General features: G+C 70.8%; 26 protein-coding genes and 1 pseudogene. 15 read left to right on the plus strand and 12 right to left on the minus strand.

The window, feature by feature from the left end; genetic code table 11:
• Positions 1-28: 28 nt before the first annotated feature.
• The 3 genes and pseudogenes from recO (at position 29) to ACZ6WN_RS23260 (ending at position 2,864) form a co-directional block, all read left to right on the plus strand.
• Positions 29-757 carry a DNA repair protein RecO gene (gene recO, locus ACZ6WN_RS23250; RefSeq protein ID WP_141805688.1) on the plus strand — a complete coding sequence of 243 codons (729 nt, stop codon included), beginning with the start codon at positions 29-31 and terminating at the stop codon, positions 755-757.
• A 354-nt stretch (positions 758-1,111) separates the two neighbouring features.
• A pseudogene (locus ACZ6WN_RS23255) lies at positions 1,112-1,921 on the plus strand (YibE/F family protein); the annotation flags it as partial.
• Positions 1,922-2,075: 154 nt separating this feature from the next.
• Positions 2,076-2,864, plus strand: coding sequence for an isoprenyl transferase (locus ACZ6WN_RS23260; RefSeq protein ID WP_465867992.1), 789 nt, complete (start codon positions 2,076-2,078; stop codon positions 2,862-2,864).
• 179 nt (positions 2,865-3,043) lie between these two features.
• Here the strand turns inward: ACZ6WN_RS23260 and ACZ6WN_RS23265 are convergent, their stop codons facing one another.
• Genes ACZ6WN_RS23265 through bioB form a run of 8 tightly spaced genes read right to left on the minus strand, consistent with a single transcriptional unit; the run spans position 3,044 to position 10,453 of the window.
• Entirely contained in the window at positions 3,044-3,436 is a 393-nt protein-coding gene (locus ACZ6WN_RS23265) for a Fur family transcriptional regulator (RefSeq protein ID WP_465867994.1), read from the minus strand.
• Positions 3,423-4,439 (minus strand): metal ABC transporter permease, encoded by a 1,017-nt coding sequence (locus ACZ6WN_RS23270; protein ID WP_465867995.1) that lies wholly within the window; start codon positions 4,437-4,439, stop codon positions 3,423-3,425. The genes ACZ6WN_RS23265 and ACZ6WN_RS23270 overlap by 14 nt, the downstream gene beginning before the upstream one ends.
• Complete coding sequence (locus ACZ6WN_RS23275; protein ID WP_465867997.1) at positions 4,439-5,263, minus strand: metal ABC transporter ATP-binding protein; 825 nt, start codon at positions 5,261-5,263, stop codon at positions 4,439-4,441. Before ACZ6WN_RS23275 ends, ACZ6WN_RS23270 begins: the two co-directional genes overlap by 1 nt.
• A complete protein-coding gene (locus ACZ6WN_RS23280; protein ID WP_465867998.1) occupies positions 5,260-6,222 on the minus strand; it encodes a metal ABC transporter substrate-binding protein in 963 nt (320 codons plus the stop codon). Before ACZ6WN_RS23280 ends, ACZ6WN_RS23275 begins: the two co-directional genes overlap by 4 nt.
• 11 nt (positions 6,223-6,233) lie before the next feature.
• On the minus strand, positions 6,234-6,881 hold the full coding sequence (bioD, locus tag ACZ6WN_RS23285) for a dethiobiotin synthase (RefSeq protein ID WP_465868000.1): 648 nt from the start codon (positions 6,879-6,881) through the stop codon (positions 6,234-6,236).
• On the minus strand, positions 6,878-7,996 hold the full coding sequence (locus ACZ6WN_RS23290) for an 8-amino-7-oxononanoate synthase (RefSeq protein WP_465868001.1): 1,119 nt from the start codon (positions 7,994-7,996) through the stop codon (positions 6,878-6,880). Before ACZ6WN_RS23290 ends, bioD begins: the two co-directional genes overlap by 4 nt.
• On the minus strand, positions 7,996-9,312 hold the full coding sequence (bioA, locus tag ACZ6WN_RS23295; protein WP_465868003.1) for an adenosylmethionine--8-amino-7-oxononanoate transaminase: 1,317 nt from the start codon (positions 9,310-9,312) through the stop codon (positions 7,996-7,998). Before bioA ends, ACZ6WN_RS23290 begins: the two co-directional genes overlap by 1 nt.
• Positions 9,293-10,453: a biotin synthase BioB gene (bioB, locus tag ACZ6WN_RS23300; RefSeq protein WP_465868004.1), complete on the minus strand. Its 1,161-nt coding sequence runs from the start codon at positions 10,451-10,453 to the stop codon at positions 9,293-9,295. Before bioB ends, bioA begins: the two co-directional genes overlap by 20 nt.
• A gap of 121 nt (positions 10,454-10,574) precedes the next feature.
• Between bioB and ACZ6WN_RS23305 the strand changes: the two genes are divergently transcribed.
• From ACZ6WN_RS23305 to uppS, 4 genes are all read left to right on the plus strand, one after another.
• A complete protein-coding gene (locus ACZ6WN_RS23305) occupies positions 10,575-11,825 on the plus strand; it encodes an alpha/beta fold hydrolase (RefSeq protein ID WP_465868006.1) in 1,251 nt (416 codons plus the stop codon).
• A gap of 78 nt (positions 11,826-11,903) precedes the next feature.
• Positions 11,904-12,374, plus strand: a complete 471-nt coding sequence (locus ACZ6WN_RS23310) for a hypothetical protein (protein ID WP_465868008.1) — start codon at positions 11,904-11,906, stop codon at positions 12,372-12,374.
• 24 nt (positions 12,375-12,398) lie between these two features.
• A complete protein-coding gene (locus ACZ6WN_RS23315) occupies positions 12,399-12,944 on the plus strand; it encodes a GrpB family protein (RefSeq protein WP_465868010.1) in 546 nt (181 codons plus the stop codon).
• On the plus strand, positions 12,944-13,627 hold the full coding sequence (gene uppS, locus ACZ6WN_RS23320) for a polyprenyl diphosphate synthase (protein WP_465868011.1): 684 nt from the start codon (positions 12,944-12,946) through the stop codon (positions 13,625-13,627). The genes ACZ6WN_RS23315 and uppS overlap by 1 nt, the downstream gene beginning before the upstream one ends.
• 125 nt (positions 13,628-13,752) lie before the next feature.
• On the opposite strand, the gene ACZ6WN_RS23325 is transcribed toward uppS, so the two are convergent.
• On the minus strand, positions 13,753-14,085 hold the full coding sequence (locus tag ACZ6WN_RS23325) for a hypothetical protein (protein WP_465868013.1): 333 nt from the start codon (positions 14,083-14,085) through the stop codon (positions 13,753-13,755).
• Between the two features lie 40 nt (positions 14,086-14,125).
• Positions 14,126-14,992: an SCO6745 family protein gene (locus tag ACZ6WN_RS23330; RefSeq protein ID WP_465868015.1), complete on the minus strand. Its 867-nt coding sequence runs from the start codon at positions 14,990-14,992 to the stop codon at positions 14,126-14,128.
• 148 nt (positions 14,993-15,140) lie between these two features.
• Between ACZ6WN_RS23330 and ACZ6WN_RS23335 the strand changes: the two genes are divergently transcribed.
• The 5 genes from ACZ6WN_RS23335 (at position 15,141) to ACZ6WN_RS23355 (ending at position 20,925) form a co-directional block, all read left to right on the plus strand.
• The gene (locus ACZ6WN_RS23335) at positions 15,141-16,541 is read left to right on the plus strand and encodes a glycine--tRNA ligase (protein ID WP_465868016.1); all 1,401 of its coding nucleotides are present in this window, start codon (positions 15,141-15,143) and stop codon (positions 16,539-16,541) included.
• A 142-nt stretch (positions 16,542-16,683) separates the two neighbouring features.
• Entirely contained in the window at positions 16,684-17,313 is a 630-nt protein-coding gene (locus ACZ6WN_RS23340; protein WP_465868018.1) for a hypothetical protein, read from the plus strand.
• 51 nt (positions 17,314-17,364) lie between these two features.
• Positions 17,365-18,501 (plus strand): tRNA dihydrouridine synthase DusB, encoded by a 1,137-nt coding sequence (gene dusB, locus ACZ6WN_RS23345; protein WP_465868020.1) that lies wholly within the window; start codon positions 17,365-17,367, stop codon positions 18,499-18,501.
• 418 nt (positions 18,502-18,919) lie between these two features.
• The gene (locus ACZ6WN_RS23350) at positions 18,920-19,642 is read left to right on the plus strand and encodes a VldE C-terminal domain-containing protein (protein ID WP_465868022.1); all 723 of its coding nucleotides are present in this window, start codon (positions 18,920-18,922) and stop codon (positions 19,640-19,642) included.
• Positions 19,643-19,935: 293 nt separating this feature from the next.
• Positions 19,936-20,925 (plus strand): VldE C-terminal domain-containing protein, encoded by a 990-nt coding sequence (locus ACZ6WN_RS23355; RefSeq protein ID WP_465868023.1) that lies wholly within the window; start codon positions 19,936-19,938, stop codon positions 20,923-20,925.
• 48 nt (positions 20,926-20,973) lie between these two features.
• Here ACZ6WN_RS23355 and ACZ6WN_RS23360 read toward each other — a convergent pair whose 3' ends face one another.
• Together ACZ6WN_RS23360 and ACZ6WN_RS23365 are read right to left on the minus strand one after the other, a co-directional pair.
• A complete protein-coding gene (locus ACZ6WN_RS23360) occupies positions 20,974-21,444 on the minus strand; it encodes a cupin domain-containing protein (RefSeq protein ID WP_465868025.1) in 471 nt (156 codons plus the stop codon).
• Positions 21,445-21,518: 74 nt separating this feature from the next.
• A complete protein-coding gene (locus ACZ6WN_RS23365; RefSeq protein WP_465868027.1) occupies positions 21,519-22,361 on the minus strand; it encodes an SDR family oxidoreductase in 843 nt (280 codons plus the stop codon).
• A gap of 92 nt (positions 22,362-22,453) precedes the next feature.
• Between ACZ6WN_RS23365 and ACZ6WN_RS23370 the strand changes: the two genes are divergently transcribed.
• From ACZ6WN_RS23370 to ACZ6WN_RS23380, 3 genes are read left to right on the plus strand one after another with little or no spacing between them, the layout of a single operon-like run.
• Positions 22,454-22,915 carry an Rrf2 family transcriptional regulator gene (locus ACZ6WN_RS23370; protein WP_465868029.1) on the plus strand — a complete coding sequence of 154 codons (462 nt, stop codon included), beginning with the start codon at positions 22,454-22,456 and terminating at the stop codon, positions 22,913-22,915.
• Positions 22,916-22,936: 21 nt separating this feature from the next.
• On the plus strand, positions 22,937-24,181 hold the full coding sequence (locus tag ACZ6WN_RS23375) for a deoxyguanosinetriphosphate triphosphohydrolase (RefSeq protein ID WP_465868030.1): 1,245 nt from the start codon (positions 22,937-22,939) through the stop codon (positions 24,179-24,181).
• Between the two features lie 8 nt (positions 24,182-24,189).
• Positions 24,190-25,122, plus strand: coding sequence for a 2-hydroxyacid dehydrogenase (locus ACZ6WN_RS23380; protein WP_465868032.1), 933 nt, complete (start codon positions 24,190-24,192; stop codon positions 25,120-25,122).
• Positions 25,123-25,261: the final 139 nt, after the last annotated feature.

Raw genomic sequence — 25,261 nt, forward strand, 5'->3', positions numbered from 1 at the left:
TGTCGGTGCCGCGCGGCAGAATGGTGTCGTGCCCCTCTACCGCGACGAGGCCATCGTGCTTCGCACCCACAAGCTCGGTGAGGCCGACCGGATCATCACCATGCTCACCCGCCACCACGGACGGGTGCGTGCGGTGGCGAAGGGCGTGCGGCGTACGACCTCACGATGGGGTTCCCGGCTGGAGCCGTTCACCCACGTCGACCTGCAGTTCGCCGAGGGGCGCAACCTCGACACGATCACCCAGGCCGAGACGCTCACCCTGTTCCATGCCGGGATCGGGCTCGACTACGACCGCTACACCGCCGGCACCGCGATGCTCGAGACCGCCGACCGGCTGGTCCACGAGGAGGGCGAGCCGGCGCCGCAGCAGTACCTGCTGCTCGTCGGCGGGCTGCGGGTGCTCGCCCAGGGCGACCGGCTCCCGCGCCACGTGCTCGACTCCTACCTGCTCCGCTCGCTGGCCGTGGCCGGCTACGCGCCGAGCTTCGAGGCGTGCGCGCGCTGTGGGCTGGAGGGGCCGCACCGGTGGTTCAACGTGTCCATGGGCGGTGCGCTGTGCACGACCTGCCGGGTGCCGGGCTCGGCGACACCCTCGCCCGAGACGCTCAGCCACCTCGGTGCGCTGCTCTCAGGTGACTGGGATACGGTCGGCGGCGCCGAGGACCGGACCAGCAGGCAGGCGAGCGGGTTGGTCGCTGCGTACCTCTCCTGGCATCTTGACCGCAACCTGCGCTCGCTCGAATACGTCGAGAGCTGAGGAACGATGGCCCACTCCCACGGCCACTCCCACGGCCACTCCCACGGTGGGCACGACGCCGAGGTGGAGGTCGAGGCCCTGCCGCGGCTGGTGCTCACCGTCTCGCTGGTGCTCGTCGCCGTCCTCACCGTCGTCGGGGTCGCGGTCTGGTGGCCCGACAGTGCTGCCGTCGACAAGCTCCAGGGATCGCAGGAGTTCATCGCCGACGGCGTCGTCTTCGAGACCGCCGAGGTGACCTCGGTCGCCGAGCCGTGCAGCGCCGAGGGCACACCCAAGGGCTGCAACAAGGCGTCGGCGAAGCTCACCAGCGGACCCGACACCGGCACCGAGGTCGCGGTCGAGATCTCGACCCCGATGGCCCGCTCCGGGCTGGAGACCGGCGACGAGGTGGAGCTCTCCCGCACCGAGAAGGAGGGGGAGGCGACGTACGCCTTCTTCGACGTCAAGCGGGGGCCGCCGCTGCTCCTGCTGGTCGGCCTCTTCGTCGGGTGCGTCGTCGCCGTCGCGCGCATGCGCGGTCTGATGGCGGTGCTCGGTCTGGGGTTCGCGGGGGCGGTGGTGTGGCTGTTCCTGCTGCCCGCGCTGCTCTCCGGCGAGCCCGCGGCGTGGGCCGCGCTGGTCTCCTCGGTGCTGATCCTCTACGTGGTGCTCTACACCACCCACGGGTTCTCGGTGCGCACCTCGGTGGCGCTGGCCGGCACCCTGGCCGGGGTCGCGGTGACCGCGCTGATCGGCACCTTCGCGATCGGCGCGAGCCGGCTCAGCGGCCTGGGCTCGGAGAGCGGACAGACGCTCTCCTCGCTCGACGCCGCGCTCGACCTGCAGAGCCTGCTGGTCGCCGCGGTGATCATCGCCGGCCTCGGTGCGCTCAACGACGTCACCATCACCCAGGCCTCCGCGGTGTGGGAGCTGCGCGCCGCCGGTCCGAACACCTCACGCTGGGACGTCTTCCGCGGCGCGATGCGGATCGGCCGCGACCACGTCGCCTCGACGATCTACACGATCGTGTTCGCCTACGTCGGCAGCGCGCTGACCCTGCTGCTGGTGATCCAGCTCTACGACCGCACCTTCTTCTCGCTGCTGACCACCGAGCAGATGGCCGGCGAGATCGTCGCCACGATGGCTGCGGGCATCGGGGTGGTGCTGGCGATGCCGATCACCACGATCATCGGTGCGCTGACCGTGCCCGGCCCCGCCGTCGACGCTGCGGAGATGGAGTACGACGCCCCGCGCCGCCCGATGGTCCCGCCCAGGCCGCAGCCGCCCCGGCCGCAGGCTCCCGGGCCGCAGCCGCCTCCTGGCTACCGCCCGACTAGGGTTGGACCTCGTGAGCAAGCCGGTCCGTACCCCAACACCCCACCCGTCCGGGGCTACCCCGCCCCCGGTCCCCAAGGACCTCGTCCCGCACCACGTGGCGATCATCATGGACGGCAACGGCCGATGGGCCAAGGAGCGTGGCCTCCCCCGGACCAAGGGCCACGAAGAGGGTGAGTCCTCGCTCTTCGACGTCGTCGAAGGGGCCATCGAGATCGGCGTGAAGGCCATCTCGGCCTACGCGTTCTCCACCGAGAACTGGTCGCGCTCGCCCGACGAGGTGAAGTTCCTGATGGGCTTCAACCGCGACGTCATCCGCCGCCGCCGCGACGAGATGAACGAGCTCGGCGTCCGGGTGCGCTGGGCCGGCCGCGCGCCGCGGCTGTGGAAGTCCGTCATCAACGAGCTCAAGATCGCCGAGGAGATGACGAAGGACAACACCGTCTGCACCCTGACGATGTGCGTCAACTACGGCGGTCGCGCCGAGCTCACCGACGCCGTGCGCCGGATGGGGGAGGACGTACGCGCCGGGAAGCTGCGTCCGGAGAAGATCACCGAGAAGACCTTCGAGCGCTACCTCTACGTCCCCGACCTCCCCGACGCCGATCTCATCTGGCGCACCTCCGGCGAGCAGCGGCTCTCCAACTACATGCTCTGGCAGGCCGCCTACTCCGAGTTCGTCTTCACCGACGTGCTGTGGCCCGACGTCGACCGCCGTCACCTGTGGCACGCCGTCGAGACGTACGCGAGCAGGGACCGGAGATACGGCGGCGCCCTCCCCAACCCCGTCTGACCGACCCTCCCCGAGGCGTCAGTTCTTGGCGCCGAGAAGTCAATCTTCGACGCCGAGAAGTCGGTTTTTGACGCCTAGATGTCGGCGTCGAAAACCGACCTCTCGCGCTCAGAAACTGACGTGTCGGGGCCAGAAACTGACGCGTCGTGGTCAAGAACTGACCTCTCGGGAGGCTGGGGTCAGCGGCAGTCGGTGCAGGTGCCGAAGATCTCCAGGGTGTGGGAGACGTCGGTGAAGCCGTTCTCCTCGGCCATGGTCTTGGTCCAGCGCTCGACGGCGGGGCCCTCGACCTCGACGGTGCGGCCGCACTGGCGGCAGACCAGGTGATGGTGGTGGGTGTCGGAGCAGCGGCGGTAGATCGTCTCGCCGTCCTCGGAGCGCATCGCGTCGACCGCGCCCGCCTCGGCCAGCGCGGTCAGCGTGCGGTAGACCGTGGCCAGGCCGACGGCGCCGTCGAGACGGGAGTGGATCTCCTGGGCGGAGTGGAAGCCGTCGTACGTCCGTAGCGCCTCGGCGACGGCGAGCCGCTGCTTGGTGGGTCGCAGCGCGTTGGGCGGTTCAGTGCTCGTCATAGTGCTCTCCCTCCGCGCCGACGTGTGCGGCGTGCCGGTGGCCGTCGTGGATGTAGTCGACGTGGTCGCCGTGCTCGACCGCGACGTGGCCGCACTTCTCGCCGTGGTGGTGCGGGTGTGCCTCGACCGGCTTCTCCTCGGGCGAGGTCTCCGGGAACGGCGCCACCAGGGCGCGCCGGCGGCGCAGCCACGCGCCGAGCGGCCAGACCAGGAAGAACCCGGCCAGGGCGACCAGCACGATGCTGGGGCCGGGCTGCACGTTGGCGCCGGTGCGGGAGAGCGCGGCGGCCAGCACCAGCCCGCCGACCGAGGCGATCAGCCCGGCGCCCATCGCGCCGAGCAGCGTCATCCGGAACGACCGGGTCAGCTGCTGCACGATCGCGACCGGTACGACCATGAGGGCGGAGACGAGGAGCAGCCCGACGGTGCGCATCGCGATCACCACGCTCAGGGCGGCGAGCACCGCGACGAGGATGGAGTAGAACCGCACCGGCAGCCCGGCGACCTTGGCGTAGTCGGCGTCCTGGGAGACCGCGAACAGCTGCGGCGAGAGGCCGACGCAGATCACGATCAGCACGACCGCGAGGGCCATCGTCACGAGCAGGTCGTCGACCGAGATCGTCAGGATCGAGCCGAAGAGGAACTCCTGGAGCCGGGAGGCGCCGGTGCCGGCGAGCCCGGTGACGAAGACGCCGCCGGCGAGCCCGCCGTAGAAGAGCATCGCCAGGGCGACGTCACCCTCGGCGTGGCCGCGTTCGCGCACGATCTCGATGACCACGGCCCCGGCGATGGCCACGATCACCGCGGCCCAGGTCGGCGAGGTCTGGGTCCACAGGCCGATCGCGACGCCGGTGACCGCGACGTGGCCGATGCCGTCGCCCATCAGTGCCAGGCGTCGCTGCACGATGTAGGTGCCGACCGCGGGCGCCGCGATCCCGACGAGGAACGCCGCGATCAGGGCGCGCTGCATGAACGGCACCGAGAAGAGCTCGAGGAGAGTCACTAGAGCTCCTTCAGCGGGGTGGGGACGGCGGGGTTGGGCTTGCGGGTCGAGGCGTCGTCGCAGTGGACGTGCCCGGCGTCGAAGCCCTGGGCGTGGACGTCGGCGTCGGAGAGGGGCGCACCGTCGTAGGCCTTGCGCCCGTCGCGCATCACCACGGCGCGGTCGACCAGCGGAGCCAGCGGCCCCAGCTCGTGGGCGACCAGCACGATCGTGGCGCCGTCGTCCTTGAGCCGGCCGAGGGCCCCGGCCAGCGCGTGCTGGTTGGGCAGGTCGACGCCGGCGGTCGGCTCGTCGAGGAGCAGCAGCTCGGGACGGCCGGCGAGCGCTCGCGCGATCAGCACCCGCTGGTGCTGGCCGCCGGAGAGCTGGGCGACCCCGCGGTGAGCGTACGCATCCATCCCGACCACCTCGAGGGCCGCGCGGATCGCGGCCCGGTCGGCGCTGCGCAGCGGCCGCAGCAGCTTGCGGTGGGTGAGCCGGCCGGAGGCGACGACCTCCCACACCGAGGCGGGTACGCCGCCGGTGGCCGTGCTTCGCTGCGGCACGTAGCCGACGCGTGACCAGTCGTGGAAGCCGGCCAGGGGGCGGCCGAACAGCTCCAGGCGGCCGGCCGAGAGCGGGTTGAGGCCGACCAGGGTGCGGACGAGCGTCGACTTGCCGGAGCCGTTGGCGCCCATCAGCGCGACGAACTCACCGCGTCTGACCGTCAGGTCCACCTCACGCAGGACGGGACGTCCGGACAGGGCGACATCCCCGTGCAGCAGCTGCACGGGGACATCGGCGGGGACCGTGCTGTTTCCTGGGCCGGCCCCTGGTGTGGTCACTGACAACCGTTGGCCGCCTTCAGGGCGTCGAGGTTTTGGCGCATGAGGGAAAGGTAGTCCTCTCCCTCGGTGTCTGCCGAGAGGCCCTCGATCGGGTCGAGCACGGCGGTCTTGAGACCGAGGTCGTCGGCGAGGGTGTCGGCGAGCGCGGTGCTGACCAGGCGCTCGGAGAAGATCGTGGTCACGCCGTGCTCCTTGGCGTGCTCGCCGATCTCGGCGAGCTGGGCCGGGTTGGGCTCGGCGTCGGGGGTCAGGCCCGCGATCGACTCGAACTCCAGGCCGTACTTGTCCAGGTAGCCGAAGGCGTCGTGAGAGACCACGACGTCCTGGATCTTGCACTGCGCCAGGCCGGTCTTGAACTCCTCGTCGACCTTCGTCAGGTCCTCGGTCAGCGCCTTGGCGTTTGCCTCGTAGGTCTCGGCGTTGTCGGGGTCGGCCTCGACCAGTGCGTCGCGGACGCTCTCGGCGTACTGCGCCATCAGCAGCGGGTCGTGCCAGAAGTGCGGGTCGGACTCGCCGTGGGCGTGCTCGTCCTCGCCGGCGGCCTCCTCCTCGTGGCCGTGCTCGTCCTCGCCCTCCTCGGCCTTGCGGAGCTCGACGACCTTTTCCACGTCGACGACCTCACCCTTGACGTCCTGCTCGATCGCGTCGTCGACGGCGGGCTGGAAGCCGTGCTCGGTGAGGATCAGGTCGGCGCTCTGCAGGGCCGCGGTCTGGTTGATGCTGAGCTCGAGGTCGTGCGGTTCGACGCCCGGCTTGGTGAGGCCGGTGACGTCGGCGAGGTCGCCGGCCACCCGCTCCGCGACGAACTCCAGCGGGTAGAACGCGGCGGCGACCTGGACCTTCCCGTCCGAACCGGAGGCGGAGGAGCCAGAGTCGTCGGAGAGGGCGGCACAGCCGGAGGTGAGCAGGAGCGCGCCGGCAACGAGGAGTCCGGCGGAGCGGGGAGTGGGGGCCATGAGAACCATTCTCAGGCGAGTTGAGAATGGTTGTCAATTCCTTCCGGGATGCCGAACAGCAGAGGGACACCGGTCACCCGGGGGAGGTCGATGCGGTTGCACCGCTCGGCCAGTCCCGGATCGCCCGGCCAGGAGCCGATGATCAGCCCGTCGGGCTCATACCCGCGAGCGCGCAGCGCGGCCACGGTCAGCTCGGTGTGGTTGAGCGTGCCGAGGCCGGCCGAGGTGACGACGACGAACGACGTCGGTGTGCCGCTGACGAGGAGCGCGTCGGCCAGGTCCAGGAGCGTGCCGCCGTCGGTGTCCAGGCGCACCAGCAGACCCCCGGCGCCCTCGACCAGGACCAGATCGTTGTCCCTGGTCAGGGCCGAGATCGTCGGAGCGTACGCAGCCACCGCCGGGATCTTCACCCCGGCCCGACGGGCCGCGGTGTCGGGCGCGAGCGGCTCCCCGAGCCGGGTCAGCTCGTGGACCTCGATCCCGGTCAGCCGCTGGATCTCGGCGGCGTCGCAGTCGCCGTCGTCTGTGCCGGTCTGGACCGGCTTCACGACCGCGACCCGCTCCCCGTCGGCGCGCGCCCGGGAGGCCAGGGTCGCCGTCGTGACGGTCTTGCCGATGCCGGTGCTGGTGCCGGTGACGATCACCACGCGCCCGCTCATCCGACCTCACCCACGATCGTGTCGATGGCCTTGACGGCCCGGTCCCAGTCCTCGGGGGTGACCCCCGCGCCGGCGGTGACCCGCAGCCGGGAGACCCCGTCGGGGACCGAGGGCGGGCGGAAGCAGCCGACGCGTACGCCCTCGGTGAGCAGCTCCGCCTGTGCGGCGACCGCTGCCTCGGGTGAGGGCATCGGCACCGACAGCACCGCACCGGCGGGGGCCGGGACCCCGAGCGTCCGCGCCAGCGCGGTGACCCGATCCCGGATGGTGTCGGCGAGGTCCGGGCGCGACCGCGCGACCCGTGCCGCGGCCAGCGCCGCGGCGGCAGCGGCGGGAGCCAGGCCGGTGTCGAAGATGAACGGCCGGGCGGTGTTGACCAGGTGGTCGAGGACCGCTCGCGGCCCCAGCACCGCCCCACCCTGACTGCCCAGGCTCTTGGAGAGGGTCGCGGTGACGAGCACGTCCGGTCGCCCGGCGAGGCCGTGGCGGGCGACGAGCCCGGGCCCGTGCACGCCGACGCCGTGGGCCTCGTCGACGACCAGCAGAGCGCCGTACGCCGCGCACACCTCGGCCAGCCCGACGAGCGGCGCCTCGTCGCCGAGCACCGAGTAGACCGACTCGGCGAGCACGAGAGTGCGGACGCCCGGCCGGGCGGCCAGCGCCGCCTGCACGGCGGCGACGTTGTTGTGCGGAACGACCGTGAGCTGGGCGCGGGAGAGCCGGACGGCGTCGATCAGCGAGGCATGGATGTGTGCGTCGGAGACGACGTGGGCGCTCCGGTCGGCCAGGGCGCCGACGATCGAGAGGTTGGCGTGGTAGCCGGTCGAGAAGGTCAGCGCGCCCGGCTGCCCCAGCCAGTCGGCGAGCTCGGCCTCCAGCTCATTGTGGAGCGTCAAGGTGCCCGTGACCAGCCTCGACGCACCCGCGCCACCGCCCCAGAGCAGGGCTGCCTCGGCCGCGGCACGGCGTACGTCCGGGTGCCCCGACAGCCCCAGGTAGTCGTTGCCGGCCAGGTCGACGACGCTGTCGTCGGGTCCGCGCGGGCGCAGCCGCCGGGTCAGTCCGGCTTCCTCCCGCGCCGCGGCCGCGCCGGCCAGCCAGGTCTCCCAGCTCATCAGGACACCTCCGCGGCGGCGCCGACGGCGCGGCAGATCCGAGCGAGGTCGTCCTCGCCGGTGAGGTAGGGAGGCATCGTGTAGATCAGGTCGCGGAACGGCCGGATCCACACGCCCTCGCGCAGCGCGGTCTCGGTCGCCTTCGCGACGTCGACGGGGTGGTCGAGCTGGACCACGCCGACGGCACCGAGGACGCGGACGTCGCGGACGCCCGGCAGCCCGGAGAGCGGGGAGAGGCCGGCGGTGAGTGCGCCGGACACCCGTGACACGTCTTGCTCCCAGCCCCGGGTGGCCAGCAGGTCGAGCGAGGCCACGGCGAGCGCGCAGGCGAGCGGGTTGCCCATGAAGGTCGGTCCGTGCATCAGCACGCCCGACTCGCTGCGGGAGATCGCGCGCGCGACCTCGGTCGTGGTCAGCACCGCGGCCAGGGTCAGATAGCCACCGGTGAGGGCCTTGCCGAGACAGAGGATGTCGGGAGTGACGTGCGAGGACACGAAGAGCGAGCCGGTGCGGCCGAAGCCGGTGGCGATCTCGTCGAAGATCAGCACCAGTCCGTGCTCGTCGGCGATCTCACGGAGCACGACCAGGCAGCGGTCGTCATAGACCCACATCCCGCCCGCGCCCTGGAGCCGCGGCTCCAGGATGATCCCGGCGAGCTCGTCGGCGTGCTCGGCCGCCAGGCGGCGTACGCCCTGGGCCCATGCCTCCACGTCACCACCCGGCGCGGGCGGACGCTCGGCGAAGACCTGCGGCGCGAGCATCTCGGTGAACATCGAGTGCATCCCGCCGACGGGGTCGCACGTGCTCATGCACCCGAAGGTGTCGCCGTGGTAGCCCCCGCGCACGGTGAGCAGCCGGGTCCGCTCCGGCCGCCCGCGGCCGCGCTGGCTCTGCAGCGCCATCTTGATCGCCACCTCGACGCTCACCGACCCGGAGTCGGCGAGGAAGACGTGCTGCAGCGGATCGGGCGTGATCGAGACGAGCCGCTCGGCGAGGTCGACCGCCGGGGCGTGGGTCAGGCCGCCGAACATCACGTGGGACATCCGGCCGGCTTGCTCGGCGAGCGCGGCGTCCAGCTCGGGCACGCGGTAGCCGTGGATCGCCGACCACCACGACGACATCGCGTCGACGACCTCGAGGTGCTCGCCGTCGTGGTCGGAGAGGTGGAGGCGTACGCCCTCGGCGCCGGTGACGAGCCGTACCGGCGCCGGGTCCGTCATCGAGGTGTAGGGGTGCCAGAGGTGCTCACGGTCGAAGGCGAGCAGCTCGGCGCCTCGATCGAGATCGACGCCCCGATCAAGCGTTGGCAGCGACATCGGTCCCCGCTCCGCGGCGCCGGATGACCGGGCCGTCCTGCTCGTCGTGGCCGCCGCAGGCCTCGCCGCAGCCATCGCCGCAGCTGCTCCCGCAGCCGCCCGCGACGCGGCCGGCAGCCTTGGTGCGGTGCTCCTCGATCAGCTCGTCGAACCCGCTCTCGTCCATGCCGAGGATGATGAAGCCGTTGTCGCGCAGCATCTCCAGGTCGGCCAGGGCGTCCTGCCCCTCCGAGGTCAGGTAGTCGCCGAGGAAGATCGAGTTGGCGACGTGGAGCGCGGTGGCCTGCAGCGAGCGCAGGTGCATCTCGCGGCCGCCGGCGATCCGGATCTCCTTGTCGGGGCAGACGAACCGCGCCATCGCCAGGATCTTCACGCACCGGGCGGGGGAGAGGTCCCAGGTGTTCTCGTACGGCGTCCCGTCGAACGGCATCAGGAAGTTGACCGGGATCGAGTCGGCGTCGAGCTCCTTGAGCGCGAACAGGGCCTCGACCAGCTGCTCGTCGGTCTCGCCCAGGCCCGCGATGAGGCCGGAGCACGGCGAGAGCCCGGCGTCCTTGGCCTTGCCGATGGTGTCGACGCGGTCGTCGTAGGTGTGGGTCTGGACGATGTTGTCGTGGTGGGACTCGGCGGTGTTGATGTTGTGGTTGTACGCATCCACCCCGGCCGCCTTGAGCCGCTCGGCCTGCCCGCCCTTGAGCAGCCCGAGACAGGCACAGATCTCGACGCCCTCGTGCGCCTCCTTCAGTGCGGAGGTCATCTCCACGACCTTGTCGATGTCGCGCTCGGAGGGGCCGCGGCCCGAGGAGACCATGCAGACCCGGGTGGCGCCACCGCGCAGCCCGGCGCCCGCCTGCTCGAGGGTCTCGTCCTTGGAGAGCCAGGAGTACTTCAGCACCGGTGCCTGCGACCCCAGCGCCTGGCTGCAGTAGTTGCAGTTCTCCGGGCACAGGCCGGACTTGAGGTTGACCAGGTAGTTCACCTTCACGGTGTTGCCGAAGTGCTCGCGGCGCAGTCGGCCCGCGGCCGCGACGAGGCTCATCAGCTCCGCGTCGGACGTACGCAGCACAGCCACCGCGTCCTCGGCGGTGGCGGCCCCGCCCGACAGGATCCGGTCGGCTAGCTGGTCGAAGGCTGTCGTCATGCGGGGGGTCTCCTCGGGATGGCAGAACTGAACGACGTTCAGGTGAACGGTGTTCAGGTTAGGTTGAGACGGCCCGATCCGCAACGGTGCGGTCCATCCGGCGGGGCCTTAGGATCGGCTCGTGCGCATCGAGACGATCCCCGGACTGGTCCTGATCGAGCACGAGATCGAGGTGCCGCTGGACCATCTCGGTGCCAGCGCCGGTGCCGGCGCCGAGACGCTGACCGTCTTCGCTCGCGAGGTGCGTCGTCCGGGCGACCGCGACGACCGCGACGCGCTGCTCTTCCTCCAGGGTGGCCCAGGTGGGGAGAGCCCGCGTCCGATCAACCTCCCGATGGCGCCGGGGTGGCTGGAGCGGGCGCTCCAGGACTACCGGGTGATCCTCCTCGACCAGCGGGGGACCGGGCGGTCGACGCCGATCACCGCGATGACCGGTGCGAGCCCGCAGGAGCAGGCCGACCACCTCGCCCACTTCCGTGCCGACTCGATCGTCGAGGACGCCGAGCTGCTCCGCGCCCACCTGGGCATCGAGCGCTGGTCGCTGCTGGGGCAGTCCTTCGGCGGGTTCTGCTCGCTGCGCTACCTCTCGACCCACCCCGAGTCGCTGCGCGAGGTGCTCTTCACCGGGGGAGTGCCGCCGGTGGGCCTGCCGGTCGACGAGATCTACGCCGCGACCTTCGCCCGCACGATCGACCTGACCGAGCGCCACTACGCCCGCTTCCCCGGTGACCGGGACCGGATGCGCGCGCTGGTCGAGCGCTGCGACCCGGGCGAGATCCGGCTCCCGCACGGCGGCTCGCTCTCGGCCCGCCAGGCGCGCTCCATCGGCAGCCTGCTCGGGATGACCGGTGGCTCCGAGCGGATCCACTACCTCCTCGAGCGCGACCCGGCGGGCCTGGGCTTCGGGCACGAGGTCGCGGCGCTGCTGCCGTTCAGCGGACACTCGCCGCTCTATGTACTCATCCACGAGGCCTGCTACGCCGATGCCCAGGCGACCCGCTGGGCCTGTGCGCGCGTCCAGCCCGCGGCGTACGAGGAGGACCCGACCCTCCTCACCGCCGAGCACCTCTTCCCGTGGCATCTGAGCGAGGACCCGCTGCTGGCTCCGTTCGCCGAGGCGGCGGACCTGCTGGCCGAGCGCGAGTGGCCGAGCCTCTACGACCCGTCGGTGCTGGCGTCGGTCGACGTCCCGTGCGCCGCGGCGGTCTACTACGACGACCCCTACGTCCTGCGCGAGCACTCGCTGGCCACCGCCGAGCTGGTCCCCACCCTCCGTCCGTGGGTCACCAACGCCCACCTTCACAACGGCGTCCACGTCGCCCCCGAGGAGGTCCTCGACCGCCTCATCGCGATGGTCCGCGGGCGCGTCTGAGGGTTGACCAATCCCCGGTTCGTCAACGAAGGGCCAACATCCTCGGCAGCGCCTGGCGGTGCCGGGCATCATGAGCGCATGAGCTTGCCCGTGACCGCCGTTCGCGCCGCTTCCTTCGTGGTCACCATGGTGCTGGTCGGACTGGCCTATCCGGTGCTCGCCGGGCTGGTCTACGCCGGGCTCCTGGTCGCTTCCGTGTCCGGCGACCAAGGCATCGGCGGACCGCTCGCGGGGCCGATGCTCGTGCTTCTCGGCGCTGCTGTCGGGGCGCTCTGCGTGGCCATCGCCGCGCCTGCGGCGCTCGCTGCGCGCGTCGTGGGCGGCCTCCGGGGCGTGCTGGCCGGGTCGGTGGTCCTCGTGTTCCTCACCGCCGGCGCGACCTGGTCGGCCTGGCTCCTCTTCGGCCTGTCCGGGAGTCCGGTGGTCGCTGCCACGGTCTTGACCCTCACCGCGAGCCCCGCGGTGCTCGCTCTCGCGCTCTCCGACACCGTCGCCGGGTTCGTCACCGGCCGGCGTTCTCGGCCGCGGCCCCTGACCGCCGAAGCCTGAGCGACCTGCGAGACTCTGGTTCCCGTGAGCATCGAGGTAGTGGCGTACGACCCGTCGTGGCAGGACCGGTTCGAGAAGGTGGCCGCGGCGCTGCGCGGCGCGCTGGCAGACGGCCCGGCGGCGAGTGTCGAGCACGTCGGCTCGACCTCGGTCCCGGGCCTCGCCGCGAAGCCCATCCTCGACATCGACGTGATCGTCGCGCCGCAGGACGTACCAGCCGCCGTCGCCGCACTCGAGCGCCTCGGCTACGCCCACCGGGGTGACCTCGGCGTGGCCGGCCGCGAGGCCTTCCTGGCTCCCGACGAGGATCCGCGGCGCCACGTCTACGTCTGCGCCGCGGGCACCCTCAACGTACGCAACCACCTCGCCGTCCGCGACGTCCTGCGCCGCCGCGACGACCTTCGCGACGAGTACGCCGCGGTGAAGCTGGCGCTGGCCGCCGACCCGGCGATGGACATCGACACCTACATCGCCCGCAAGTCCGACGTCCTGCAGAAGATCCTCGCCGCCTCCGACCTGACCGACGCCGAGCGCCGCCAGATCCTCTCGCTCAACGACCCGAGCCGCTGATGTCGCACGTGGTCCCGACGCACGTCGGCGTCGTGATGGACGGCAACCGCCGCTGGGCGAAGAAGGCGGGCCTCGCCAACCCGGGCGCCGGTCACGATGTCGGCGCCGACCACGTCGCGGACCTGCTGAGCTGGTGCACGGACCGCAGGATCGACCACCTCACCTCCTACGTCCTCTCCGCCGACAACATCCGGAAGCGCCCGAAGTCGCAGGTCGACCACCTGTTCGGCATCCTGGCCGAGAAGCTCCCGCAGACGGTCGTACGCAGCGACCGCTGGGCCCTCCACGTCTCCGGCGACCTCGCGCTGCTGCCCGACGAGGCGGCCGCGGCGTTGCGCGCCGCCGAGCGGGAGACCGCCGAGCGCCCGGCCCACCTGACGATGGCGATCGGCTACGACCCGCACGGCGACATCGTCGAAGGCGTCCGCCGCGCGCTCGCCACGGGTGTCACGGAGATCGACGAGCAGGCCATCACCGCAGCGCTGCCCGGCGGCCCGGTCAAGGAGATCGACCTCGTGATCCGCACCAGCGGCGAGCAGCGCCTCTCCGGCTTCTTCCCCTGGCAGACCTCGAACGCCGAGATCGTCGTCAGCGAGAAGCTCTGGCCCGACTTCACCGAGCACGACTTCGCCGACGCCCTGGAGCTCTACGCCGCGCGCCGATCGGCCGACCTCGCTCCCTGACCACCCGAGTCGACCTCGGCGCCACAACCGCGCATGTGCATGGAAACGGCGTGCCGCCTCGGCTGCCAGAGCGTCAGAACCCCACATGTGCGCCGATCTGACGCATGCGTGACGACTGTCTGCGCTCAGAGGCGAAGGGCGTGGGCGGCCATCCGGTAGGCGACCGCGGCGGCCTCGGGGTCGTGCAGGGAATCGTCGGCCAGGGCCACCTCGGCGTGTGCGCGGATGCTGTCGGCCGGGTCGTCGGTGAGCAGGTCGGCGCACAGACCGGCTACGAGGCTGCCGGAGTCGTGGTCGTCGAGCTCGTCGAGGACGTTTCCGAGGTCGAGCAGCATCGCGGCCTCCTCGAAGATCTCGCGCAGGGTCGCCTCGTCGACCTCGACGCCGGGGCGTGCCGCCACGACCGCGGCAAGCTCGAGGATCGGGGTGAGTCGGGGGTCGAGGTCCGGCATCGCCACGGTGTCCAGCATGAGCCCCGGGCCGCTGCCCGGCAACAGGTCAGTCGACGTCGTCGAGATCGAGCCCCATGGGGGACTGGTTCGGGATCTCGCCGGAGGCGACGACCGCCTTGGTGAGCGGACGGAGGAGGGCGATGAGCTCGTCGACCTCGGCATCGTCGAGGACGGCGTAGGCCGACCGGGCCAGATCGTCGGTGGTCGCCTCGATCCGGGCCTTGGTCTCCCGGCCGGCATCGGTGAGGGAACCGCCGTCGTCGGTGACGAGCCCGCGCGAGCGCAGTCCGGAGACGAGGGAGTCCCACTCGGTCTCGTGGATGTTGCGGGAGGTGGCATAGACCGACGGGGAGGTGCCGTTGGCCAGGGCGTGGAAGACGTGCGACTCGCGGCCACCGATCCCGGCGGCGAGGAGGGTGGCGACGTGGCCGTCGCCGCGGTGCTCGCGCAGCAGGGTCGCCGCGTCCCACAGGAGGGTCAGCGGGTCCTCGGCGACGGGGAGCGAGCGGAGCGCGGCGTACAGGGCCCGGCCCTCCAGTGGCGCGCCGAGAGCGGCTCGTGAGGCGAGGAGGGCAGCCCGGGTCACGTCGTCGGAGTCGGCGAGCAGGCCGAGGTGACGGCGCAGCGCCGTGACGGCGCCGGAGCGGCGGGCCTCGTGCGCGGCCTCGGGCGGAGCGAACGTCCAGGCGTCGGGCAGCGCCCGGGAGACGTGGGAGAAGGCGAAGTTGTAGAAGACGGCATGGACCACCTCGGCCGGGACCGCCCCCAGCGGAGCGGACCGGGCGGCGAAGTAGCCCATCCAGTAGCCGCGGTAGCCGGCCTCCTTGAGCAGGGCGATCGGCTCGGGTGAGAAGTAACCCACCGCATGGATCGGCTCGAGCAGCTTCCACAGGCGACGTGCGTTCGGCTCCATGCTCAGCGACGTTAGCGGCACGGGTCCGGGAGGCCGAGCGAATTGGCCCCGCGGGCGGCGTACATAACAAGATGACACCACGGATACGATTTATCCGACACCAGGCCCGGCAGCCGGCCGGGCTCACCTCGAGCAGAGAGCATTCATCGTGGCAAAGCCGCCAGCATCGACCCTTGACCTCGTCGTCTCCCTCGCCAAGCGGCGCGGGTTCGTCTTCCCCAGCGGCGAGATCTACGGCGGCACCCGGAGTGCCTGGGACTACGGCCCCCTCGGTGTCGAGCTCAAGGAGAACATCAAGCGCCAGTGGTGGAAGGCGATGGTCCAGCAGCGCGACGACGTCGTCGGCCTCGACTCCAGCATCATCCTGCCGCGCCAGACCTGGGTCGCCTCCGGCCACGTCGAGACCTTCAACGACCCGCTGGTCGAGTGCCAGTCGTGCCACAAGCGCTACCGCTTCGACCACCTCCAGGAGGAGTACGCGGAGAAGAAGGGCATCGAGGACCCGGACACGGTCGACATCAACGAGGTCGTCGCCTGCCCCAACTGCGGCACCCGTGGCGCCTGGACCGAGCCGCGCGAGTTCTCCGGCATGCTCAAGACCCACCTCGGTGTCCTCGAGGACGAGTCGGGCCTGCACTACCTGCGCCCGGAGACCGCGCAGGGCATCTTCGTGAACTTCGCCAACGTGGTCACCTCGACCCGCCAGAAGCCCCCGTTCGGCATCGCCCAGACCGGCAAGAGCTTCCGCAACGAGATCACGCCGGGCAACTTCATCTTCCGCACCCGCGAGTTCGAGCAGATGGAGATGGAGTTCTTCGTCAAGCCGGGTGAGGACGAGGAGTGGCACCAGTACTGGATCGACGAGCGCACCCGGTGGTACACGAACCTCGGCATCAACCCCGACAACCTGCGTCACTACGAGCACGCCCAGGAGAAGCTGAGCCACTACTCCAAGCGCACCGTCGACATCGAGTACCGCTTCAACTTCCCGGGTAGCGAGTGGGGCGAGCTCGAGGGCATCGCCAACCGCACCGACTTCGACCTCGGCACCCACATGAAGCACTCCGGCCAGGACCTGCAGTACTTCGACCAGGCCAACAACGAGCGCTACCTGCCGTACGTCATCGAGCCCGCGGCCGGTCTGACCCGTGCGCTGATGACCTTCCTCGTCGACGGGTACGCCGAGGAGGAGGCCCCCAACGCCAAGGGCGGCGTCGACAAGCGGGTCGTGCTCCGCCTCGACCACCGGATCGCGCCGGTCAAGATCGCCGTGCTCCCGCTCTCCCGCAACGAGGCGCTGAGCCCGAAGGCGAGGGCCCTCTCGGCCGAGCTGCGCGCCAACTGGGCTGTCGACTTCGACGACTCTCAGTCGATCGGCAAGCGCTACCGCCGCCAGGACGAGATCGGTACGCCGTACTGCGTCACCGTCGACTTCGACACCCTCGAGGACAACGCGGTCACCATCCGTGAGCGCGACACCATGAAGCAGGAGCGCATCCCGCTCGAGGGCGTGAGCCGCTACTTCGCCGAGCGCCTGATCGGCGCCTGAGGCAGTAGCCCGCCACCGGGCCGTTACCACCTCGTAAACCTCGCCGGGGGCGTCCTGCCGCACGATCTCGAGAAGCGTGCGGCAGGATGTCCTCATGCAACGAGCGGGGTCTGTACTCGCCGCATCCCTCACGGGTGTGGTCATGGCCATGTCAGTGATGGGGTGCAGCGGCACCGCGCCGAGGACGAACGCGCCCAAGCCGTCCGAGAGCGCCTCCACCTCCCCGTCGGCCTCCGCGTCGGCCTCACCCTCCGCCGGGGCGCTCACCGAGCCCGGTGCCGACCGCAGGCTCGGGGAGACCGCGACGGTCGAGTGGACGCCCAAGGAGGGTGTCGACGGCAAGCTCTCGATCACCGTCACCAAGCTCGAGTCGACCTCCTACAAGCAGACCTTCTCCGGCTGGAAGCTCGACGAGGCGACGCTCTCGCGCGCTCCCTACTTCGTACGCGCCACCGTCAAGAACGACGGCAAGACCGATCTCGGCGGCTACGACGTGCCGCTGTGGGGTCTCGACGGCGCGGGCAACCTGGTCGAGGCGGCTTCGTTCAAGGAGCCGTTCAAGCCCTGCGACGGCAAGACGTTCCCCAAGCCGTTCGCACCCGGCAAGAGCGTCAACGCCTGCCTGGTCATGCTCGTCCCCGACCAGGGCAAGCTCGTCGGCGTGAGCTTCCGGCCCTACGAGGAGTTCGACCCGATCACCTGGGAGAGCGACCCGACGCCGTACGTCGCGCCCAAGGCCTCCGGCTCGCCCTCGGCTTCGCCTTCCTCGTGACGCCCACCGCTTGATTTCGTACGTCACGCCGCCGGCCGGACAATGGGAGGCATGTCTCTCCCTGGCCCTCTGAAGCTCGGCAGCCTGACCGTCGACACCCCTGTGGTGCTCGCGCCGATGGCCGGTGTCACCAACGCCGCCTTCCGGCGCCTGTGCGCCGAGCAGGGCGCAGGCCTCTACGTGTGCGAGATGATCACCTCGCGCGGCCTGGTCGAGGGTGACCAGCACACCAAGGACATGCTCGTCTTCGACGAGGCCGAGACCGTGCGCAGCGTGCAGCTCTACGGCACCGACCCGGTCTACGTCGGCAAGGCGACCGAGATCCTCTGCGCCGACTACGGGGTGGCGCACGTCGACCTCAACTTCGGCTGCCCGGTGCCCAAGGTGACCCGCAAGGGCGGTGGGGGAGCCCTGCCCTACAAGCGCGGTCTGCTCGGCGAGATCCTCGAGCATGCTGTGAAGGCGGCTGCGCCGTACGACGTACCGGTGACGATGAAGACCCGCAAGGGGATCGACGACGCCCACCTGACCTACATGGACGCCGGCCGGATCGCCCAGGAGAGCGGCGCGGCCGCGATCGCGCTTCACGGGCGTACGGTCGCCCAGGCGTACTCGGGCACCGCCGACTGGGACGCGATCGCCGAGCTCAAGGCGTCCGTCGACATCCCGGTGCTCGGCAACGGCGACATCTGGGAGGCGGCCGACGCGATCCGGATGGTCGAGGAGACCGGTGTCGACGGTGTCGTCATCGGCCGCGGCTGCCTCGGCCGCCCCTGGCTCTTCCGTGATCTGGCGGCGGCGTTCGCCGGTGAGGCGGTCAACGTGCTGCCGAATCTGGGCGAAGTGACCGACATCATGCGACGCCACGCCGAGCTGCTCTGCGAGCACATGGGGGAGGAGCGTGGCTGCAAGGAGATCCGCAAGCACATCGCGTGGTACCTCAAGGGCTTCGGTGCCGGTGGCGAGCTGCGCCGGACCCTCGGCCTGGTGAACAGCCTCGCCGACCTCGACGAGATGCTCGCCAAGCTCGACCCGAACGAGCCTTTCCCCTCGTCACAGCTGGGTGCGCCGCGCGGGCGCCAGGGTGCGCCGCGGGACAAGGTGGTCCTTCCGGAGGGGTGGCTCGAGGACGCGGACGGGCGTGGTTGCGGGTTCGCCGAGAACGTGTCGGAGACCTCCGGCGGCTGAGGTTCCGGGGCCCTTTCAAGCGGGTCCGAAGGGGCGTTTCGGGCCTTCGGAATCAGTCGCTCGACAGGTACAAAACTACGCAAAAACTCGGTAAGGGAATTGGAATACCCCCTGTCGTGTGTGTTGTACTCAATGCCGTGCCGAGCCCCCACCAGCACAACCCTCGACGGGTTTCGTCCGTTGAAACCGTGGGAAAACTCGGGCACAGACCATGTAGTCGAGCAAAGGATTGCGTGTGGCCGGCAGCCACAGAGGCGACACTCGGGCCGTCCGTAAGACCAAATCCATAGTTGTCAGCGCAGGGGTCGCGGTTCTCGCGACAGGCGCCGCAGTCGGCGCCGGAGCCGCATTCGCGGAGCCGACCTCCCTGATCGCCAAGAACGCAGGCGCTTCCCTCTCCTCGACCAAGGCCGCCGACGTGCCGAGCACTCGTGACGACGCGCGCGTCGCCGGGGACCGTCGGGAGACCGTCGTCAGCCGTGACGGAGGCGACCGTGAGTCGGTCTCCTCGGTCGAGACCCTGACCAAGGGCCCCGAGCAGGTCGAGACCGGCACCGCCAAGGCGGTCAAGCGCTGGACCGAGGAGACGCTCAACCTATGGTCCGCCTACGGCAAGCACGCCAGCCAGTCCGGTGAGATCGAGGCCGGCGAGCTGGTCTACGCGACCGGGCGCACCGAGTCCGGCCGCGACGAGGTCATCGTCGACGGCGAGGTCGCCTGGGTGACCAGCGGCCACCTCAGCGACGAGAAGCCGGAGACCACCGGCGTCGCCGCGGGTGTCAGCGGCGCGGCCTGTGGCGACTCCTCGGTCGAGAGCGGCCTGGTCGCCGACGCGGTCACCGTCTACCGCGCGGTCTGCAACGCCTTCCCCGAGGTCGCCTCCATGACCGTCGGTGGCTGGGATGCCCACGGTGAGCACACCTCGGGCAAGGCGCTCGACTTCATGACCGGCGACAAGGCGCTCGGCGACGCGATCGCCGCCTACCTGCAGCAGCACGCAGCCGAGCTCAACCTCTACGACATCATCTGGTACCAGCGGATCTGGACGCCGGTGCGTGCCTCGGAGGGCTGGCGCTACATGGAGGACCGCGGGTCCACCACCGCCAACCACTACGACCACGTGCACGTCTCGACCAACTGACGCGACTGCGACTGCGTCCGTACGCAGGTCGGCCCGGGCTTCACAGGCCCGGGCCGACCTGCGTTTTCGCTCGTTCGGCAGATCCACAACTTCGCAAAGTCTCCGGCAGAGGGTGGGATACCCCCGCAGGTGTGTGCTTGACTCAGGCGCTGTGCCCGGGCTCACGACCCAGCTCCAGCAGACGTGGCGAAGGGCGTTCTCGGGCGATACCCCCACATTGTCGAGCGAAGGATTGCACAGTGGCCACCAGCCACAGAGGCGATTATCGAGCTGTCCGTAGAACCAAGAACGCCGTGGCGACCGCAGGGATCATCACGTTCGCGACCAGCGGTGCGATGGCCGCGGGAGCGGCCGCGGCGAACCCCGGCATCGTGATCTCGGAGGTGGAGGAGAGGTCCGGGCTCCGGCTGCCGACGCCGACCGAGCGACGTATCGAGGCCGAGGTCAAGGCCGCGGCGAAGATCCCGGCGCTGCCGAAGACGCCGGAAGACACCCGGATGTCGAACGACCGGCGCGAGCTCGTCGGCCGGGAGGCGACGGTGAGCCGCGGCGGCGACCGTGGGGGTGAGAAGTCGACCGAAGCGCTGAGTGATGTCGCCACGATCGAGTCGCTGATCGAGCGGCCGACGTCGGTCAGCGGTGGCGCCCAGAAGGCGGTGCTGCGCTACGTCCAGGACGACGTCACCGTCTACGCCTCCTACGGAAAGCGCGCCAAGGAGCTCGGTGAGCTGAAGCTCGGGCGCGCGGTCTACTACACCGGACGCGACGAGGGTGGTCGCCAGGAGATCGTCCTGGAGGGCAACCCGGTGTGGATCCCCGAGGGCAACCTCGGCAAGACCAAGCCCGAGCCTCCGCCCGAGCCCACTCCCACGCCGACCCCGACGCCCTCCCCGACGCCGTCCGAGGACGCCCCGGCGGGGCTGGACTTCTCGGCCTGCGGAGACTCCTCGGTCGAGGACGGCCTGGTCGCCGACGCGGTCGACCTCTATCGCGCGGTCTGCAACGCGTTCCCCGCGGTCGCCTCGGGCACCACCTACGGCTACGACCCGCACGGCGAGCACATCGACGGCAAGGCCCTCGACTTCATGACCGACGACAAGGAGCTCGGCGACGCCGTCGCCGCCTTCGTCCAGGAGCACGCCGCGGCCCTGAACATCTACGACATCATCTGGTACCAGCGCATCTGGACCCCGGTGCGCGCCGACGAGGGCTGGCGCCCGATGGAGGACCGCGGCGACCCGACGGCCAACCACTACGACCACGTGCACGTAGCGGTCAACTGACCCGTCGAGTCGGCGCGTCATGACGCGCCGACTCGACGAGCTTCGTCGTCAGAGAGGGTCGGAGACCTTCAGTGGTGGGCCGACGAACTCGAGCCAGTCGGCGCGCCCCAGGGCGGCGAGCGTCTCCGGGTCGGCGGGGCCGGACAGCACCTCGGCGCCGTGCTCGAAGAAGCGCTCCAGCCCCGATGGCGTGGTGATCACCAGCAGCCGACCGGGGGTCTCGCCGATGTTCTGGAAGCAGTGCGGGACACCGCGCGGCCCGAACGCCATGCCGCCGGTCGAGGCCCGCAGCATGGCGTCCCCGGCCTTGAACCGGAAGTCTCCCTCGAGGACGTACCAGAGCTCGTCCTCGCGGAGATGGGTGTGGAGCGCCGGGCCCTGCATCGGGCCCATCACGAACTCGAGCACCGTCATCGAGGCGTTGGTTCTCGCGGTATCGGCCTTGATCGTGACCTGGTCGCCCGTGGGTGTCGCCAGCACCCGGCCCTCACCGGCCTGCACGGCAAACGGATGAGTCATGTCGTCCTCCTCAGCCCATGCTAGACCTGCCGAGGCCGCATGATGCCGGGGTCTTTGACCCCGGCATCACGACGTCAGACCAGCGCGCTCAGGGGAGTGGGCTTACGGCCGCCGACCTGCTCGACGACGTCGGTGACGGTGGCGAGCTTGCCGAGCCGGGTCGCGGTGCCGAACGAGGTGAGCAGCGGGGCGATGAAGTCCGGAAGGCCCGCGGCGACCAGGCCCGCGGTGTAGGCCTCGTCGTCGACCTGGACGACCTCGACCGGCTTGCCGGCCTTCTCGGTCGCGAGCGCGGCCAGGTCGGTCGCGGTGTAGGCCTGCGGGCCGGTGACGTCGTACGCCTTGCCCTCGTGCCCCTCGCCCGTCAGCACTCCGGCGGCGACGGCCGCGCAGTCGGCGCGGGTGACGTAGGCCGCGCCGCCGTCGCCGATGTTGGTGACCAGCTGTCCGCTCGCGGCGGCCTGGGCGACGGAGTCGACCTGCATGTCGGCGTAGAGGTTGTTGCGCAGCATGGTCCAGGCCAGGCCGCTCTCGCGCAGCGCGTCCTCGGTGGCGGCGTGGTCGGCGACGACGCCGGCGGGGTTGTCCGGGGTCGGCTCGGGCACCGAGGTGTACGCCATGTGGCGCACGCCGGCCTTGACGGCGGCGTCGATGGCGGCGCGGTGGCCCTCGACGCGGGCGCCGACGACGTCGGTGGAGATCAGCAGGACGCGCTCGACGCCGGCGAAGGCGTCGACCAGCTCGTCGGGCTTGCCGAAGTCGGCGGCGCGTACGTCGGCACCGCGCTCGGCGTAGTCGGCGAGCTTGGCGGGGTCGCGGGTGAGGAGCACGACCTCGGCGGGGTCGACGGTCGCGAGGAGCTGGTCGGCGACGAGGCGGCCGAGCTGGCCGGAGGCGCCGGTGATGGCGATGGTCATGGGAGTCCTATCGATAGTGACGAAACTGTAGTCACGGCGGTGACGGTTCCATAAATGTAGTCATAGCGATGGCAATAAGGCAAGATAGGGGTATGGCTGCCCCGACGAACACCCGTTTCGCGGTGGCTGTCCATGTCCTGACCTACCTCGCCTCGTGCGCCGCCGTCGGCCGCACGAGCCCCGTCAGCTCCGACGAGCTCGCGGGCAGCACGGCGGTCAACCCGGTCCACGTGCGCAAGGTGCTCGGGCCGCTGCGTACGGCCGGCCTGGTTCGGTCCCGTCCCGGTGCCCACGGGGGATGGGAGCTGGACGCGGACCCGAGGACGGTCAATCTCGCCCAGGTATGGCAGCTGCTGCAGGGTGAGGATCCCGTCCTCGGCATCCACGGCCCCAACCCGGCCTGCCCGGTCGGTGCCAGCATCCAAGGAGTCCTGACCGACCTCGACCGCCGCGTCGCGAAGGCCGTCCTGGGCGAGCTCGAGGGCATCTCGATCAAGGACGTTCTCGACGATTCCGGGTTCGACCCGGCGACCTACGCGGACCTCCTGCCCTGAGTCAGCGATAGCCTCTCGGCTGTGGAGCTATATGGGGCCGACGACCGCGAGCGCATCGTCGCCGAGCCGCCCAAGCGGGTGGCCGCGCCGGAACGTACGCAGTTCGAGCGCGACCGCGCCCGTGTGGTGCACGCCGCCTCGACCCGCCGGCTGGCCGCGAAGACCCAGGTCGTGGGCCCTCAGGCCGACGATTTCGTACGCAACCGGCTGACTCACTCGCTCGAGGTCGCTCAGGTCGCGCGCGACCTCTCGCGTGCCCTGAACGGGCCGGACTCGCCGCAGCCCGACATCGCCGAGACCGCGGCCCTCGCGCACGACCTCGGGCACCCGCCGTTCGGTCACAACGGCGAGAACGTGCTCGCCGAGCAGGCGAAGGGGATCGGCGGGTTCGAGGGCAACGCGCAGACGCTGCGGATCCTGACCCGGCTGGAGGCGAAGACCTTCGACGCCGACGGACGCTCGGTCGGGCTCAACCTGACCCGCGCGACGCTGGATGCGTGCACGAAGTATCCGTGGGGCTTCGGTGAGCGGAAGGGGTCGAAGTTCGGGGTCTACGAGGACGACCTGTCCGTCTTCACCTGGCTGCGTGCCGCGGATGCCGGGCAGCGCCAGTGCGTCGAGGCGCAGATCATGGACCTCTCCGACGACGTCGCCTACTCCGTCCACGACGTCGAGGACGGCATCGTCGCCGGCAAGGTCGACCTCGCCCGCCTCGACCTCGACGGCGTCGCCGCGACCGTCGCCGATTGGTACGTCCCAGGCTTCGACCGCAGCCTGGCGGCCTCGACCATCGCCGACCTGGGTGCCGCCGGCTGCTGGATCGCCGAGGGCGCTGCGTACGACGCCTCTCGCCGTTCCCGGGCCATGCTCAAGAACCTGACCTCCGACGTCATCGGCCGGTTCTGCGGGGCCGTGCGGGAGGCGACGTACGCCGCCGGCGGCGGTCCCTACGTCCGCTACGGCGCCGACCTGGTGGTGCCGGAGCAGACCCGCCTGGAGATCGCGCTGCTGAAGGGGATCGCGGCGCACTACGTGATGCGCACCGACGAGCGGGCCGCGAAGATGGACCGCCAGCGCAACCTGCTCGGCGAGCTCCTCGACCACCTCGTCTCCACCGGGCCGGACCATCTCGACCGGCAGTTCGCCGACGACTGGCAGGCCGCGGCCGACGACGCCGCCCGGCTCCGCGTCGTGATCGACCAGGTCGCCTCGCTCACCGACATCACCGCGCTGGCCTGGCACGAACGGCTCTGCCGCCGCCTATGATCTGGCCCGTGAGCGATCCCCTCGTCTGGCTGCCCTTCGACCCGTCCGAGCTGGGCAAGGTGCCCGCCGGGCTCCGCTTCGAGCTCTTCGACCACACCCGCTTCGCCGACGGCGAGGTCGAGGTGCCGGACTCGGTGGGCGAGGTGGCCTTCTACCTGCCGCCCTACATGCTCGGCTCGCGCATCTTCGACGTCGTCAGCCAGATGACGTCGCTCCAGGTGGTGCAGCTCCTCACCGCCGGGGTCGACGCCGCCCGCGGCCACATCCCCGAGGGGGTGACCCTCTGCAACGGGCGCGGCATCCACGACACCTCGACCGCCGAGCTCGCCGTCACGCTGGTGCTCTCGTCGCTGCGGGGCATCCCCGGCCACGTACGCCATCAGGACGAGCACGCCTGGCGGCCGGGCTGGTTCCCGTCGCTGGCCGACAAGCGGGTCCTGATCGTCGGGTACGGCGCGATCGGCCGGGCCATCGAGGCGCGGCTGCTCCCGTTCGAGACCGAGGTGGTCGGGGTCGCGCGGACCGCGCGGGAGGGCGTGCACGGTTTCGACGAGCTCGACACGCTCGTCCCCGAGGCCGATGTGATCGTGCTGGCCACGCCGCTGACCGACGAGACCCGCGGCCTGGTCGACAGCGAGCTCCTGGGACGGATGAAGGACGGCGCGCTGCTGGTGAACGTCGCCCGTGGTGGTGTGGTCGTGACCGACGACCTGGTCGCCGAGCTGGCCACCGAGCGGATCCACGCGGCGATCGACGTCGCCGAGACCGAGCCGCTCCCGGCCGACAGTCCGCTGTGGGGCTCGCCCAACCTGCTCATCACCCCGCACGTCGGCGGTGCGTCGAGCGCGATGTGGCCCCGCGCCTACCGCGTCGTACGCGAGCAGCTCGAGCGGTTCGCCGCCGGCGAGCCGCTGGCCAACGTGATGTCTCGCGACTACTGAGGTGGCCATTTCGGGGTAGTCCGGTAGCGAACTGCCCATTACTCGCCAGTAAAATTGCCGATGGCCGCCGCACCAACCCCCCCACCCAGGGGGCCCCCCGGGGGGTCACCGACGAGGAGTGCCCGCGGAGGGGGGGCCC

It is taken from the genome of Nocardioides sp. NPDC054178 (assembly GCF_055585005.1).